This window comes from Paraburkholderia polaris (assembly GCF_012927345.1).
GTDB lineage: Bacteria > Pseudomonadota > Gammaproteobacteria > Burkholderiales > Burkholderiaceae > Paraburkholderia > Paraburkholderia polaris.
In genome coordinates, this window is sequence record NZ_JABBGJ010000019.1 from 36,426 (window position 1) to 51,011 (window position 14,586).

12 protein-coding genes and 1 riboswitch are annotated in these 14,586 nt (G+C 64.4%); of the genes, 3 read left to right on the forward strand and 9 right to left on the reverse strand.

What is annotated here, in order from left to right:
* Positions 1–76: 76 nt before the first annotated feature.
* Together ahcY and HHL24_RS18670 are read right to left on the reverse strand one after the other, a co-directional pair.
* Positions 77–1,492 carry an adenosylhomocysteinase gene (ahcY, locus tag HHL24_RS18665; protein WP_169486907.1) on the reverse strand — a complete coding sequence of 472 codons (1,416 nt, stop codon included), beginning with the start codon at positions 1,490–1,492 and terminating at the stop codon, positions 77–79.
* Between the two features lie 33 nt (positions 1,493–1,525).
* Positions 1,526–1,662, reverse strand: a riboswitch (S-adenosyl-L-homocysteine riboswitch).
* A 76-nt stretch (positions 1,663–1,738) separates the two neighbouring features.
* The gene (locus HHL24_RS18670) at positions 1,739–2,536 is read right to left on the reverse strand and encodes a glycosyltransferase family 2 protein (protein WP_169486908.1); all 798 of its coding nucleotides are present in this window, start codon (positions 2,534–2,536) and stop codon (positions 1,739–1,741) included.
* A gap of 222 nt (positions 2,537–2,758) precedes the next feature.
* On the opposite strand from HHL24_RS18670, the gene HHL24_RS18675 reads away from it, so the two are divergent.
* Positions 2,759–3,718 (forward strand): LysR family transcriptional regulator, encoded by a 960-nt coding sequence (locus HHL24_RS18675; protein ID WP_169486909.1) that lies wholly within the window; start codon positions 2,759–2,761, stop codon positions 3,716–3,718.
* Between the two features lie 163 nt (positions 3,719–3,881).
* On the opposite strand, the gene HHL24_RS18680 is transcribed toward HHL24_RS18675, so the two are convergent.
* Positions 3,882–5,642 carry an OmpA family protein gene (locus HHL24_RS18680; protein ID WP_169486910.1) on the reverse strand — a complete coding sequence of 587 codons (1,761 nt, stop codon included), beginning with the start codon at positions 5,640–5,642 and terminating at the stop codon, positions 3,882–3,884.
* Positions 5,643–5,903: 261 nt separating this feature from the next.
* A complete protein-coding gene (locus tag HHL24_RS18685) occupies positions 5,904–7,553 on the reverse strand; it encodes a GMC family oxidoreductase (RefSeq protein ID WP_169486911.1) in 1,650 nt (549 codons plus the stop codon).
* 308 nt (positions 7,554–7,861) lie between these two features.
* Here HHL24_RS18685 and HHL24_RS18690 point away from each other — a divergent pair, with 308 nt between their 5' ends.
* On the forward strand, positions 7,862–9,547 hold the full coding sequence (locus HHL24_RS18690) for an isovaleryl-CoA dehydrogenase (RefSeq protein WP_169486912.1): 1,686 nt from the start codon (positions 7,862–7,864) through the stop codon (positions 9,545–9,547).
* A gap of 159 nt (positions 9,548–9,706) precedes the next feature.
* Entirely contained in the window at positions 9,707–11,125 is a 1,419-nt protein-coding gene (locus tag HHL24_RS18695) for a coniferyl aldehyde dehydrogenase (RefSeq protein ID WP_169486913.1), read from the forward strand.
* Positions 11,126–11,326: 201 nt separating this feature from the next.
* Here HHL24_RS18695 and HHL24_RS18700 read toward each other — a convergent pair whose 3' ends face one another.
* The 5 genes from HHL24_RS18700 to fliE form a co-directional block, all read right to left on the reverse strand.
* A complete protein-coding gene (locus HHL24_RS18700; protein WP_169486914.1) occupies positions 11,327–11,692 on the reverse strand; it encodes an EscU/YscU/HrcU family type III secretion system export apparatus switch protein in 366 nt (121 codons plus the stop codon).
* Positions 11,692–13,098: a flagellar hook-length control protein FliK gene (gene fliK / locus HHL24_RS18705; protein ID WP_169486915.1), complete on the reverse strand. Its 1,407-nt coding sequence runs from the start codon at positions 13,096–13,098 to the stop codon at positions 11,692–11,694. The genes HHL24_RS18700 and fliK overlap by 1 nt, the downstream gene beginning before the upstream one ends.
* A gap of 81 nt (positions 13,099–13,179) precedes the next feature.
* A complete protein-coding gene (locus HHL24_RS18710; protein ID WP_169486916.1) occupies positions 13,180–13,506 on the reverse strand; it encodes a flagellar protein FliT in 327 nt (108 codons plus the stop codon).
* A complete protein-coding gene (fliS, locus tag HHL24_RS18715) occupies positions 13,503–13,937 on the reverse strand; it encodes a flagellar export chaperone FliS (RefSeq protein ID WP_169486917.1) in 435 nt (144 codons plus the stop codon). The genes HHL24_RS18710 and fliS overlap by 4 nt, the downstream gene beginning before the upstream one ends.
* 296 nt (positions 13,938–14,233) lie before the next feature.
* The gene (gene fliE, locus HHL24_RS18720; RefSeq protein WP_169486918.1) at positions 14,234–14,569 is read right to left on the reverse strand and encodes a flagellar hook-basal body complex protein FliE; all 336 of its coding nucleotides are present in this window, start codon (positions 14,567–14,569) and stop codon (positions 14,234–14,236) included.
* Between the last annotated feature and the right edge of the window lie 17 nt (positions 14,570–14,586).

Here is a 14,586-nt window from a genome sequence, read left to right on the forward strand (position 1 = left end):
GAACAAAGCGGCGCATTACGCGCCGCTTTGTCGTCAAACTGTCATGCGTTTAAACCGCCCGCGTGCTTAATATTACTTAGTAGCGGTAGTGATTCGGCTTGAACGGACCGTTCTTGTCGACGCTGATATAGCTCGCCTGATAGTCCGACAGCACCGTCAGTTCCGCGCCGATACGGCCCAGATGCAGGCGCGCCACCTTTTCATCAAGGTGCTTCGGCAACACGTAGACCTTGTTTTCGTACTTGTCGCCGTGAACGAACAGCTCGATCTGCGCGATCGTCTGGTTCGTGAACGATGCCGACATCACGAACGACGGGTGGCCCGTCGCGCAACCCAGATTCACCAGGCGCCCTTCAGCCAGCAGGATGACGCGCTTGCCGTCCGGGAAAATGATGTGGTCGACTTGCGGCTTGATGTTTTCCCACGTGTACTTGCGCGTCGATGCAACGTCGATTTCCGAATCGAAGTGACCGATGTTGCAAACAATTGCGTTGTTGCGCATGGCAGCCATGTGATCGTGGCCGATCACGTGGAAGTTGCCCGTTGCCGTCACGAAAATGTCAGCCTTGTCGGCGGCGTATTCCATCGTCACGACGCGGTAGCCTTCCATCGCTGCCTGCAATGCGCAGATCGGGTCGATTTCCGTGACCCACACCGTGGCGCCCAGACCGCGCAGCGATTGTGCGCAGCCCTTGCCCACGTCGCCGTAACCGGCCACGACTGCGATCTTGCCGGCGATCATCACGTCGGTTGCGCGCTTGATACCGTCGACCAGCGACTCGCGGCAGCCATACAGATTGTCGAACTTCGACTTCGTGACCGAATCGTTCACGTTGATGGCCGGGAACGGTAGGCGCCCTTCCTTTTCCATCTGGTACAGACGATGCACGCCGGTCGTGGTTTCTTCGGTCACGCCCTTAATGTGCGCGAGACGCGTGGAGTACCACACCGGGTCAGCGTCGAGGTGCTTGGCAATCGACTTGTACAGCGCCACTTCTTCTTCGTTTTCCGGCTTCGAGATCACCGAACGGTCTTTCTCTGCCTTCGAGCCGAGGATCAGCAGCAACGTGGCGTCGCCGCCGTCGTCGAGGATCATGTTGGCGAATTCGCCATTCGGCCATTCGAAAATGCGGTGCGAGAATTCCCAGTATTCGTCGAGCGATTCGCCCTTGAATGCGAACACCGGCACGCCGCCTTGCGCAATCGCGGCGGCTGCATGATCCTGCGTCGAGAAAATATTGCACGATGCCCAGCGCACGTCCGCGCCGAGTGCCGTCAAGGTTTCGATCAGCACGCCGGTTTGAATCGTCATGTGCAGCGAACCCGCGATGCGCGCGCCCTTCAGCGGCTGCGAGCTCTTGTATTCCTCGCGCGTCTGCATGAGGCCGGGCATTTCGGTTTCCGCGATATTCAGTTCCTTGCGGCCCCAGGCTGCAAGCGACATATCGGCGACGAGAAAGTCTTGCTTTGAATCGAGAACTACGGCGTTCATCACGCCCTCCTTTCTAAGAAATTGACTAGAAATTTGACGTGAGCGCGGTTCGATGCGGTGGATAGGAAAGCGCTATGCGCATCCGAGCCCTCCGATTGAAGCCTCCGAGCCTGGCGGGCGGCCGGCGAATATGCTGATTCGCGGTACCCGTCGCAACGCTCCTCGAAGACGAACGGCGATTGTAGCAAATCGAGATGGCTTCGGGGTGTGGATCGGGTGTGGATCGGGTTGGCGCCGGCTTGGTGATTACGCAGCGTGATTCGGGAGCGCAGATGCGGCTGCCTCGGCAGCGACGCTTGCCGTGCGCAATTGCTCGATACCCGCCCGTGCGGTTTCGAGGAACTGCCTGGAAAAACGAAATGCGTCATTCAGGTCGACGGGATCCGGCTTCCGCATACCGAGCGCGATGCGGAAATAGCGTTCGGCGTGAATGCCCGAGTGGTAATGCATACGCACGCGCTTCACATCGTCGAGGCGCCGGTTGCCGAAAATCTCGCGCAGAGCCCACGAAAACGCCCCGTCCTCTCCACCGATGCGGCGGAACGCTTCATCCATCGGGAAGCCGCCGAGTGCGGCATATACCGCGCGACGGATGATCAGGCTGCTCGGCACCGTGTTGCTGAGCGTTGCAGCGTGCTTGCCGAAATCGGCATGACCGATGATGTCGGCCGGAAAATCCGTGTAGTCGACGTCGAGCCGCACGGACACTTCCCTGGGGTTCTGCGCGAGGAACGTACTCGCCGCGGCCAAGGCGCCGGGCAGATATTCGTCGTCAGCATCAAGGAAGGCCAGCAGGCCGTGCGACGCATGCATCGCGCCCCAGTTGCGCGCTCGCGCCGCGCCGCCGTTGACGGGCATCCGCAGCAGGCCCACGCGTTCGTCGAGGGTTCCGCAATACGCAACGAGCTCGGCGGAGGCATCGGTCGAACCGTCGTCCACCACGATGATCTGCGCGGCTTCCGGCTGAATCAGGCAACTTTGGAGTGCACGGGCGAGCGTCGCCGCGCCGTTGTAGCAGGGAATGATGATCGAGATGGGCGTCATGACTTGATACGGGCGCTGCGGGCCGACAGTAGAGAACCGTCGATGTTATCCCGCTTCCGGCGGCGTCCATCCTGGAAAAGCGATGTGCGCGACCGCGCCGAACAACGCGCTGCGCGTGAACAGCGCCGAAACGAAGCGCGTTATCAGGTGGGACCGCAACATAAATACGATGACTTACAATCGCTCAAATCATTCCAAATTGGAATTCTGGAGCCTGAGATCGTGGAACTACGTGCGCTGCGGTATTTCGTCGAAGTGGTGCGTCAACAGAGCTTCACCGTCGCCGCCGAGCAGATGTTCGTCACGCAGCCGACCATCAGCAAGATGGTCAAGTCGCTAGAAGACGAAATCGGCTCGCCGCTGCTGTTGCGCGACGGGCGCCAGATGGTGTTGACCGACGCCGGCCGGATCGTCTACCAGCGCGGTCAGGACGTGCTGGCGGCGCACGCGCGGTTGCAGGCCGAGCTGAACGATCTGGACACGCTCGGCCGTGGCGAGCTCACCATCGGCATTCCGCCAATGGGCGGCACACTCTTCACGCCCGCGATTGCCGCTTTCCGCCAGCGCTACCCGAAAATCGAATTGAAGCTGTTCGAGCAGGGTTCGCGCGCGATCGAAGCCGCGCTGATCCATGGCGAGCTGGAGTTAGGTGGCGTGCTGCAACCGGTCGACCCGGAAAACATCGAAGTCCTGCCGATGACGCGGCAATTGCTATGGCTGGTCGCGCGCACCGGCTCACGCTGGGACGATCTGCACGAAGTGCCGCTCGCCGAGCTCGCCAACGAGCCGTTCGTGTTCTACGGCGAGAGCCTCGCGCTCAACGATGTCGTGCTAAATGCGTGCCGCACCGCCGGCTTTGCGCCGACCATCGTCGGGCGCAGCGGGCACTGGGATTTCATGGCCGCGCTGGTGCTGGCCGGCGTCGGCATCGCGCTGTTGCCGGCGCCGTATTGCCGACGGCTCGACGCGGCGCAGTTCACCTGCCGCCCCGTGGTGGAACCGGAGATTCCGTGGGAAATGGCGATTGGCTGGCGCCGCAACGGCTATCTGTCGCACGCGGCGCGCGCATGGCTGGAGGTGGCCCGCGAGACGCTGCCGGGGCAGGCCGTCGACGATTTCATGCTGGGACCGGGCATCGGCATGACCGGTATCACGGCACCTGTTCAGATACCGCCGCCGTAAGTGCGGCCGTCGCGAATGTGGCCACCGCAAACGCGGCCGCCTCGAATATGGCCGCCGCAAATGCGGCCAGCCAAATGACAACATGCCGCCCGGCGCGAACCGGGCGGCATGTTTTTTAGGTTCACCTCAACGGTTCACCTCGGACGCTCACTGAGCACCGTCATTATTGCTGCGTGACAAACTCGATGCGGCGATTGGCAAAGCGGCCGCTCGCCGTGTCGTTGCTCGCGACCGGACGCGCGTCGCCGTAACCTTGCGCGACCAGCGACTCCGCCGGCACGCCCGTCTTGACGAGATACGCGCGGACCGCTTCGGCGCGCTTCTTCGACAGTTGCAGATTGGCTTGTGCGCCGCCGACATTGTCCGAATAGCCGGCCACTTCGAGCTTGGCCGTCTTGCCGTTGCGCGCGCAGGCATTCAGCACTTGCGCCGACTGGTTCAGATCTTCCATCGCCGAGGCCGGCACGCGAGCGCTGGCGCTCGTGAAGTTGATCACCTGCAGGTTCAGCACCTTGACCACGTCCGCTGCCGCGCACGAACTGTCCGGTGTGAGCAGGCCCTTGATCGCGCCGCGGAAGTTCTCGGTTGCGTTGGCGACCGCCTGTTCGACGTTGAACGAACCGATCTGATACGACGCGCCGAACAGCGACTTCAGTTTATCGAGCCAGCCGAGCTTCGCGTTTGCCGCGCTGCCGCTCAGTTCGATGTGCGCACCGTCCACTTTCACTTCCGCGCCCGGCAATGCCATCAGCGGCAGCAGACCGTCCAGATGAGCGAGCCAGTCGGCCGGCTTGGTGTCCTGATCGACCGTGACGTTCGCGACGAAACGGTCAGCGCCGAAGCGCTTGGTCAGCGCGTCGATCAGCTGGGTCTTTTCGGCTTCGCTACCGACCGTCGCGGTGAGCGTCGGCTTGCCGGCAGGGTCGACCGTGAAGCTAAGCGCGCTGTCTTTGGTCGGCGCGGGCGCGGCGGCCGGTTGTTGCGCTTCGCTGGCGGCGCTTGCTGCTACAGCGCTGGTGGCGGGCGTCGAAGCTGCGACCTCGCTGGCCGCAGGCGCTGCAGCCGCGGCGGCCGAGGCTTCAGCCGGTGCGGAGGCGGGCTGCGCAGTTGCCGCGGCTTCCGCGCTACTGCGCTCGCTGCTTTGTTCGCCTCGTTGCTCGCTATGGCAACCGCGCAGGAACAGGAAAGCCAGCACCGCGGCGATCGCCGCGAGCAGCCACCACAGCCACTTGCGCGAACGGCGCTCTTCGCGCACCACCGCGTCGGCCGGCACGCGGATGCTCGACAGAGCCTCGGCCACCGGCTTGGCGGCAGGCGTCGGATGGTCGATATGCGCCGAGACCGCTTTCAGCTGCGACAGAATATTGCCGGTGAATGCGCCGAGTCCGCTCAGGCCAAGGCCGGCCATCAGGCGGTCGTTCAGGAAGGGCGCAATGGCCGGCAGTTGATGGCCCAGCAGTGTCGGCAACTGGCCGACGTTGCCCTGACCTTCGAGAAAATGCCGCTTCAGCAGGCCCAGCAGCGTTGCGCCGACGATACCCGTCATGGCATGTGTTGCATGCGCCGGCACGCCGGTTTGGGTGGCGACTTCGTCGCTAAGCGTATCGACGCGGCGATCGAGTGCGCGCTCGAGTAACTGGCGCCCCACGCCTTCCAGCTGGCTCACGCCAGTGGTGCTGCTGAGCAGTTGCGGCAACTGCTCAGCGATGTGGCCGTTCACCTCGGGCGAGAGGATCGTCGCGAACAGCGAGCGCGCGCCGTCGAGCGTCGCGCCCTTCTGCATCAGGCCGGCGACGAGCGCCGGGCCGGTTGTTGCAAGCACCTTCTGGGTCGCGTCCGGCGGTAGCCCGAAGCGGGCCGCCAGCTGTCGCACGACACCGTCCGTCACCGCGGACTGAATCAGCTGAATCACATTGATACTCATCGCTTCGCTTCCTTGAGTTCCCGAACGCGCCACCTGACGCGCTCTTTTTCGCGGCGCGATTATAGGTTTGGGGAAATCTCATAAACGAAGTGGCACAATTTATGACGAATTAACCGACGTTCGCCTAAATATTCTTATATTTGCAAGCCAGATTAGGAAGATTGAAGTGCTGCCATCCGGCCTGCAGGGGCGAATGACAGCCGGTCGACGGCGCGCCACGACCAATGACGCACGCTGCTCAGGAGGCGGGCGGCGCCCGCCTCAGGCGATATTCGCGGTGACGCTTGCCCGCGCCATCGCCGGCGCCGTTTGCCCCTCGCGCCGGCTCGCCGCGATCAGTTCGGCCGCGCGCTCGCCGATCATCACCGTCGGCGAATTCGTGTTGCCGCCAATCAGCGTCGGCATCACGGAGGCATCGACGATCCGCAGCCCCGTCACGCCGCGCACCCGCAACTGCGGATCGACCACCGATTGCGCATCGCCACCCATCCGGCAAGTCGCCACCGGGTGATAGATCGTGTCGGCATGCTCGGCGATGGTCCGACGCAATTGCTCCTCGGTCTGGCCGGAATGCGTGTACAACTCCTTGCCGCCATGCAGCGCCAGCGAAGGCGCGTCGAGAATGCGTCGCGCCATCTGCGCGCCTTCGACCAGCAGATCGAGATCGCGCGAGTCGCTGAAAAACCGCGGATCGATCACCGGTGCGGTGCGCGCGTCGGCGCTCGCGAGCGTCACCGTACCGCGGCTATGCGGCCGCAACACGCACACGTGCAGCGAATAGCCGTGGCCCCAGTGCATATGGCGGTTGTGGTCGTCGACGATCGCGGCGCAGAAATGCAGTTGCAGGTCCGGGCGCTCGAGCGTCGGCCGGCTCTTCAGAAAGCCGCCCGCTTCGGCTACGTTGCTCGACAGCATGCCCTGCCCATGCCGCATGAAGGTCACAAACTGCGGCAGCATCCGCGCGATGCCGCGAATCGAAAAGCCGGTCGGCTCGATCGACGACACCCGTTTGTTGATCGTGAAGTCGACATGGTCGATCAGGTTCTGGCCGACCTCCGGTGCATCGTGCAGCACGGCAATACCCAGTGACTGCAGATGCGCCGCCGGCCCGATGCCCGAGCACATCAGCAGTTGCGGTGAATTGAACGCGCCCGCTGCCAGTACCACCTCGGCGCGCGCTTCGAGCGTTTCGGTGCGGCCACCGCGCACGATCTCGACGCCGCTCGCGCGCTTGCCGTCGAAGGTCACGCGCAGCACTGTCGCATCGGCGATCGTATGGAGATTGGGGCGCTCGCGGTCGTAGATATAGGCGCGCGCGACGCTGCAGCGCAGTCCGTCGCGCTGCGTCACCTGATAGAAGCCGACGCCTTCCTGATCCGCGCCGTTGAAGTCGCTGTTCGGTTTGTAACCGGCTTCGGTCGCGGCCTGCACGAAACGCTTCGAAAACGGATTGCGGTAGCGCAAATCGGACACCGTCAGCGGGCCGTCCGCGCCGTGCCATGCATCGGCGCCGCGTTCGTTGCCTTCGGCGCGGCGGAAATACGGCAGCACCTCGGCCCACGACCAGCCTTCGCAGCCGAGCTGTGCCCATTCGTCGTAATCGAGCGGATGGCCGCGCGTGTAGATCATCGCGTTGATCGCGCTCGACCCGCCGAAGCCCCGCCCGCGCGGCTGATAGCCCTGGCGTCCGCCGAGCCCCGGCTGCGGTGTGGTCAGATAGCCATAATTGGTCTTGAGTTTGTGCGGCACGACGGCCGCCACGCCCACCGGCATGTTCACGAACAGATTACGGTCTGTATGCGGGCCGGCTTCGATCAGGGCGATCGTTGCGTCGGGGCAGCTATCCGCCAGACGGCTCGCGAGCGAGCAGCCGCCTGAGCCTGCACCGACGATGATGTAGTCGTATTGCATCCGCTCCTCCAATTGGGGCCGCGTTGCTCGCAGACCCTGTCACGTGCACACTTGTCTACGTGTGTTTCATCGGCATTGTAGGGAGCGTTCGGACGCGACGGCGGGTTCATGTCAGAGCGATCCCTCTAAACGAAAGCCCTCCCGCGACCCTATGATGAAAGACGCGCATGCGCCCGCCAGGCCGCCGCGCACGGCAATCAAACACGGCGCCCGGTGCGCCGTCCTCTGAGCGTGCGGCACGACACGCCACGATAAAACAGTACACCGTCGATCAGCGACGGTGCGCATCCGGTGAACGGAGACAGCAGATGGAACGGCACAGCTTCGGCCACACCCACGACGTGACAAATCAGGTGCCTCCGCTCGCGGACTACAACCTGTTTTCGAGCGACGCAGCGTTGTCGGCCGCCCTCGAGCGCGAAGGGGCCGCGTGGCATCGCGAGGCGTTGCAGCGCCACGGCGCGGCGCTCACCACGCCGGAGACACTCGCGCTCGCCGAACTGGCGAACCGCCACACACCCGAGCTTTTCACGCACAGCCCGCGCGGCGAACGCATCGACGCGCTCGAGTTTCATCCTTCATGGCATACGCTGCTGTCGCTGTTGCGCCGCGAAGGCCTGCACGCGTTGCCGTTTTCGAACCCGCAGCGCGGCGCCATGGTCGCGCGTTGCGCTGGCTACTTCCTGCACGCGCAACTGGAATCCGGTTCCCTCTGCCCGCTGACGATGACCTTCGCGAGCATCCCGGTGTTGCAACGCGAGCCCGCGTTGTTCGACACGTTGCGCGACAATCTCTATGCCCGCGAACACGATCCACGCGACCTGCCGCTCACGCAAAAGACCTCGGCGATGATCGGCATGGGCATGACCGAGAAACAAGGCGGCTCGGACGTGCGCAGCAACCAGACCCGCGCTTATGCCACGCGCGGCAGCGGTCGTGGCGCGGAATACCGTCTTGTCGGCCACAAATGGTTTTTCTCAGCGCCGCAATGCGACGCGCATCTGGTGCTCGCCCGCACCGACGATCACGAGGGCCTCTCATGCTTCTTCGTGCCGCGCTTCGCGCCGGACGGCAGCAAGAACGCCGTGCAGATCCAGCGTCTGAAAGACAAGCTCGGTAACCGCTCGAATGCCAGCAGCGAGGTCGAATTCTTCGATGCGTTCGGCATCATGATCGGCGACGAAGGCCGGGGCGTGCCGACCATCATCGAAATGGCGAACTACACGCGGCTCGATTGCGTGATCGGCAGCGCGGCCTTGATGCGTGCGGCGCTGGTGCAGGCGATTCACCATGCACGGCACCGCAGCGCCTTCGGCCGGCACCTGGCCGATCAGCCGCTGATGCGCAATGTGCTCGCCGACCTGGCGCTGGAATCGGAAGCCGCGACGGTGCTGTTCATGCGGCTCGCGCGCGCTTTCGAAAATTCGGCCGATGTGTCGTCGGCCGCGCCCGCCGAACGTGCATGGCGCCGGATCGTCACGCCGGCGGCGAAGTACTGGGTCTGCAAGCGCACGCTGGAATTCACCGGCGAGGCGATGGAAGTGTGGGGCGGCAACGGTTATGTCGAAACCGCTCCGATGGCGCGCTTCTATCGTGAAGCGCCCGTCAATTCGATCTGGGAAGGCTCGGGCAACGTGATGTGCCTCGACGTGCTGCGCGCCATGGAGCGCGAGCCCGACGCTGCGCAGGCCTTGTTCGCCGCATGGCAAGCGGATGCGCAAGGGCACCCGGCTTTGAGCGCCGCACTCGGCAAGCTCGCCGCCACACTCAACGGACCCGCCGAACATCGCGAAGCATCCGCTCGACGGATTGCGCAGCAGATCGTGTTGATCGCGCAAGCCACCTTGCTCCTGAAGCACGCGCCGCCGGAAGTCGCCGAAGCCTTTATCGCGACGCGCCTCGCCGACGGCTGCGGCGAGAGCGGCCGCGTGTACGGCACGCTGCCGGTCACGTTCGACCACGCGGCGATCATCGAGCGGGCATTTCCCGCTTGAAGCGAAGTGGACGGGTCGACCGGGATTCAGCGTTTCCCGTTCGAAGCGGACGAACCAGTCCGCGCTTTTCAAAGGCTTTCGCAAGACCGCCGCACAACAGAACAACACACCAATAAGCGCGACTCAAAGCGCACGTCATCCATCAGGGAGTGGACACCTATGAAGAACGATTTGCCAGAAGTCGCCGCGCTCGAAGCGCTGCTGCGCGATCAACGCCATGCTTACCTGCGGACGCCGTATCCGTCGTGGGAGACACGCGCCGGACATCTGAAAGCACTGCGCAAAGTCATGCTCGACAACCGCGACGCACTCGCCGACGCGATGAACGCTGACTTCGGCAATCGCGCGAAACAGGAAGTGCTGCTCGCCGAATTCCTGCTGATCAAGGGTGAGATCGACGCAGCGCTCAGGCACGGCAAACGCTGGATGAAAGCGCAGCGCCGCAGCACCAACAAATGGCTAATGCCGGCGCGCGCGAAAGTCGTGCCGCAGCCGCTCGGCGTGGTCGGCATCATCGTGCCGTGGAATTATCCGGTGCTGCTCGCCGCCGGTCCGCTGATCAGTGCGCTGACGGCCGGCAACCGCGCCATTATCAAGATGTCGGAATTGACGCCGCGCACCTCGGCGCTATTCGAGCAGTTGATCGGCCAGACCTTCGCACGCGATCACGTCGCAGTGGTGAACGGCGACGCCGCACTCGCCGCCGCGTTCAGCGCCCAACCGTTCGACCATCTGCTATTCACCGGCTCGACCAAGGTCGGCCATGAAGTGATGCGCGCCGCCGCCGAACATCTGACGCCGGTCACGCTGGAACTCGGCGGCAAGTCGCCGGCGATCATCGGTCAGCATGCGCGCTTCGACAACGCGGTGGATAACCTCATCGCCGGCAAGACGCTCAACGCGGGCCAAACCTGCGTCGCGCCGGACTATGTGCTGGTGCCGCGCGGCAAGGAACAGGCGTTCATCGAACGGGCGCGCGCGCGGATGGCGAAGATGTACCCCGACTTTGCGCACAACCTCGATTACACGTCGATCATCTCGGAGCGGCACTTCGCGCGGCTGCAACGTCTTGTCGACGAAGCGCAGGCCGTCGGCGCGCAACTGCACATGCTCACCGACAGCACGCCGGACGCGGCAAGCCGCCGCTTCCCGCTGATCGCCGTCACGAATGCGCCGGAAGAAAGCGCGCTGATGCAGGAGGAAATCTTCGGCCCGCTGCTGCCGATCGTCTCCTACGACACGCTCGATGACGCGATCGCGTGGATCAACGCGCGTCCTCGTCCACTCGCGCTGTATCTCTACGCCGACGACACCGCGACCATCAAGCGCGTCACGCGCGACACCATCGCCGGCGGCATGGCGATCAACGAAACGCTGATGCATCTGGCGTGCGAAAGCCTGCCGTTCGGCGGCGTCGGCGCGAGCGGGATGGGGGCGTATCACGGTTACGAAGGTTTCGTGACCTTCTCGAAGATGAAACCCGTGCTGACGCAGGCGCGGCTGAATGCGCGCGGATGGATCTCGCCGCCGTACGGCAAGCGGGTGAATGCGCTGCTGAAGCTGATGATGCGGTTTTGATGGGGCGGCCATCCGTGGGGCGGCCGGCCGTGCGGCGGGCATCCGTGGGGCGGCCGGCCGTGGGGCGGGCATCCGCGCAGCGTGCATCGGTGGGACGACCAACTGCAACGGGACCGCGTACTGCGACTGCGACTGCGACTGCGACTGCGACTGCGACTGCGACTGCGACTGCATGATAAGCCGCTGACACAACGGACGCGTTCAGCGTCCAGGCGCCCCACCAGCAACATCCGCGATGTCCGTCGCGACCACATCGGTGACGTCGTGAACATCGGTCGCGCCGCTCTCGGACACATCCTCGGCGCCACTTTCCAGCCGATGCAACCACGCGAGCAACTCCGCCACCGCCTGATAAAGCTGCGGTGGAATCCGCGTATCGAGATCGACCTGCATCAGCAACGAAACCATTTCCGGCGCTTCGTGCACATACAGGCCGGCCTCCTTGGCGCGCTGCACGATCATCTCGGCCAGCATGCCGTAGCCTTTGGCGATCACGCGAGGTGCGGGATCGCTGCCTTGTGCGTCGTAGACGAGCGCAGCCGCGCTGCGGCGATGTTTGCGGCTCATCACATATCCCAATCGAAATTGTCGAGCGGAGCGGCTCCCGGATGGGCAACACCCATCGCGCGGCGCCCCGCCGGCGCCTTGTCAGCCGCCGAGGCCGCCGAGGCCGCCGACGCCGAGCGCGCATACGCCGCCGCAGCCTGCCCGGCGGCCGCAGCACCCGCCGCGGTAGCCGGCATGCCGCCGCCGATCTCGCGAATCGTCAGTCCATTCAGTTCGATGCCCGCTGCCGCGAGCCGCTGACGAAAGCTCTCACCCTGTATCGCCAACCGTGCCGCGCCGACCGGACTCGCCTGCACACGCACGACCAGCCGCGAGCCGGTCAGCGTCAGGTCCGCATCGATGGTGCCGAGCGTCGGCAGCGACAGCGTCAGTCGCGTACGCCACGGTTGATCGTCCTCGCTCGCCATGCCACCGCCGCTGCGGTCCCATTCGTCGCCTTCCTGCTCAATGGTCCAGTCGAGCTTGGCGCCTGGCCATGCTTCGCCGGTCCAGCGAAACTGTCCGGTGGCGAGCAGATCGAGTTGCTGACGCACCAAAGGAACAGTCGCAGGATGAACCGCGGCCGCCATCGATTGCGAGTTTTGCGACGACCCGCCATCGGCCAGTTGCGCCGCGGCGCTGCTCAAGCTCGAGTGCGCCGGCTGGCCATTCAGGTCGGACACAGAACTCGCCAGCACCTCGCCCGCTACGAAGCGCGCGGCCTGCGCCGTCTGGATCGACGGCATCGCGCGGGTTGCCGCGTTGCCGTCCGGCGCGCCGTTGGCCGGACCGTTGGGCGCCGCGCCGATGCCCTGCCGGGGTGTCGCATTGGAGGAAGAGGCTTGATCGGCGTCGCTCGCCCAGTCGAGCGGCAATTGCGCGGCGGCCACCAGCTTGTTTTGCGCCTCGTCGGCCAGTGTGGCGGGCGGGCGCTGGCCAGCCAGCCATTGCGCGAGATGGGATTCGTAGAACAGGCCGCTCTCGCCCACCGTCTGTTCGAGCGCGGCCGCGAGGGCCGTGACCGGCACCTGAGCCGCCGCCACATTAGCGGTGGCCGCGGTGGCGGCAGTATTCGGATTCGCAGATGAAGCAGCGGGCGCGGCAGTGGTATCGAAGAGCGGCAAGCCGCCGGCCTCGACCTCGAGCGCCGGAGCAATCGGCCAGATCGGCGTCTGGCCGAGCACCGCCGGGGTCGCCTCCGCGCCTGAGTTCAAGATCGCATTGAGCGTCAGCGCAACGGCGGACAGCGCGGTTTGCGCAGAAGCCGGCGGTGTCGCGGGCGGCGTGACGGGGGTGGTATTGAGAATCTCGGTATCGACGCCCGCCGCGCCAGTCTGCGAGGCCGTCGCACTACCCGGCGCGAGATTGAGCAGACCGTCGACACGGTTCGCGAGCAGCGAAGTGACGACCGTGTCGATTCCGTTCATACCGATTCCTTGGTCACATTGGCAGCGACGCGCTCAAATACAGTCAGGCAGACTCGTAGAGCGTTTTGCCCGCGGGCAAACTCAGCGCGCCCCGTACAGTTCCTTGAGCACGCGAGTCGGCCGTCCGGCGAATAGCGCCGACAGATTGGCCATACGCGGATTCGCCAGATCGCGGATCGCAGCGTCGTCGGCCAGGATCTGACGGATCAGCGCGTACTTGCGCAGGCGCTCCGCATCGTCCAGTCTGACGTCGGTTTCCGCGTCTTTCAACGCGTCCACCAGACTCCGATATTCCTCCTGCAAGTGGACCAGATCGTTCCACAGGGCGCGCCGGGCAGCCATCAGCATGCGGCGGGAAATCGCTGCAATCGCCTCGTAGCGGGCGAAATATTCTGCGTTCGATGTCATCTCATGCTTTCCGCGGCCGGCTGGGCTGCCATCCGCGCGATCTCCGGGGCAATCCCGATCCATGCCTCTTCGAGCGTCGCCAGCAGGCCATCAACCTCGACCAGCATCGCCTCGCTCTGTTTTATGTTGGCTTCGAGCAGCCGGCGCGACATATAGCTATATAGCGCATCCAACCGCTCTGCAATCTCGCCGCCCACCTCAAGGTTCAGCGACGATTGCAGCCCGCTTTCGACGATCCGAATCGCCTTGCCGATCGCCTCATCACGAGCCGGCACATTGCCTTGCTGCAGATGCATGCGTGCTTGCACAATCGCTTGCCGGGCCCCCTGATACAACAGCACGATCAGACGATGCGGACTCGCGCCCATCACCCCTGTCTCGACGCCGACGCGCTCGTACGCATTGGCTCCAGAGTTTCCTGGGGAAAACATCGGCGCTCCTCCTCTCTTGCACTGCGGTTGGTCGTGGCCCCCCTCATCCGGGCACGTTGCCGCATCCGGATTTCTGCCTGTACCTGGTTATCGGATAGGCAGCGGAAAAGCTTTAGGCCGATGTAAGGAGGATTAAGGGGCCGATAGGGGCAATATCGCGCTGAGCGCGGCAAGGCCGCCTGCCACGAAGCGCCTCAAGAGCGCGCCGGGCGGGCAGTCCTGCCGTGCAACCACACAGCGTTGCATCTGGGCAAATGCGTTCCGGCGGGCGGAACGCCCTGCCGCCCGAGTCGCACTCACACCGACATCTGCATGATGTCGTTATAGGCCGACACCAGTTTGTTGCGCACCTGCAGGCCGAACTGGAAGCCGACGTTGGCCTTCTGCATATCGACCATCACGTCGTTCAGCGAAACGTTGGACGCGCCGAGTTCAAACGCCTGCGATTCGCCGACCGCCTTGGTCTGATCGCCGCTGATCTTGTCCAACGAGGCCTTCAGCGCCGAGGCGAAACCGCCGGCCGTCGCCGCACCGGACTGGTCGGCCACCGGTGTGTTGCTGCCGGTCGCTTGCGCCGCCATCGACTGCATCTGTTGCAGCGCCGACGAGAGCGCGTTCACGGGCAATGTCATGTTCTCTCCAGGGAATG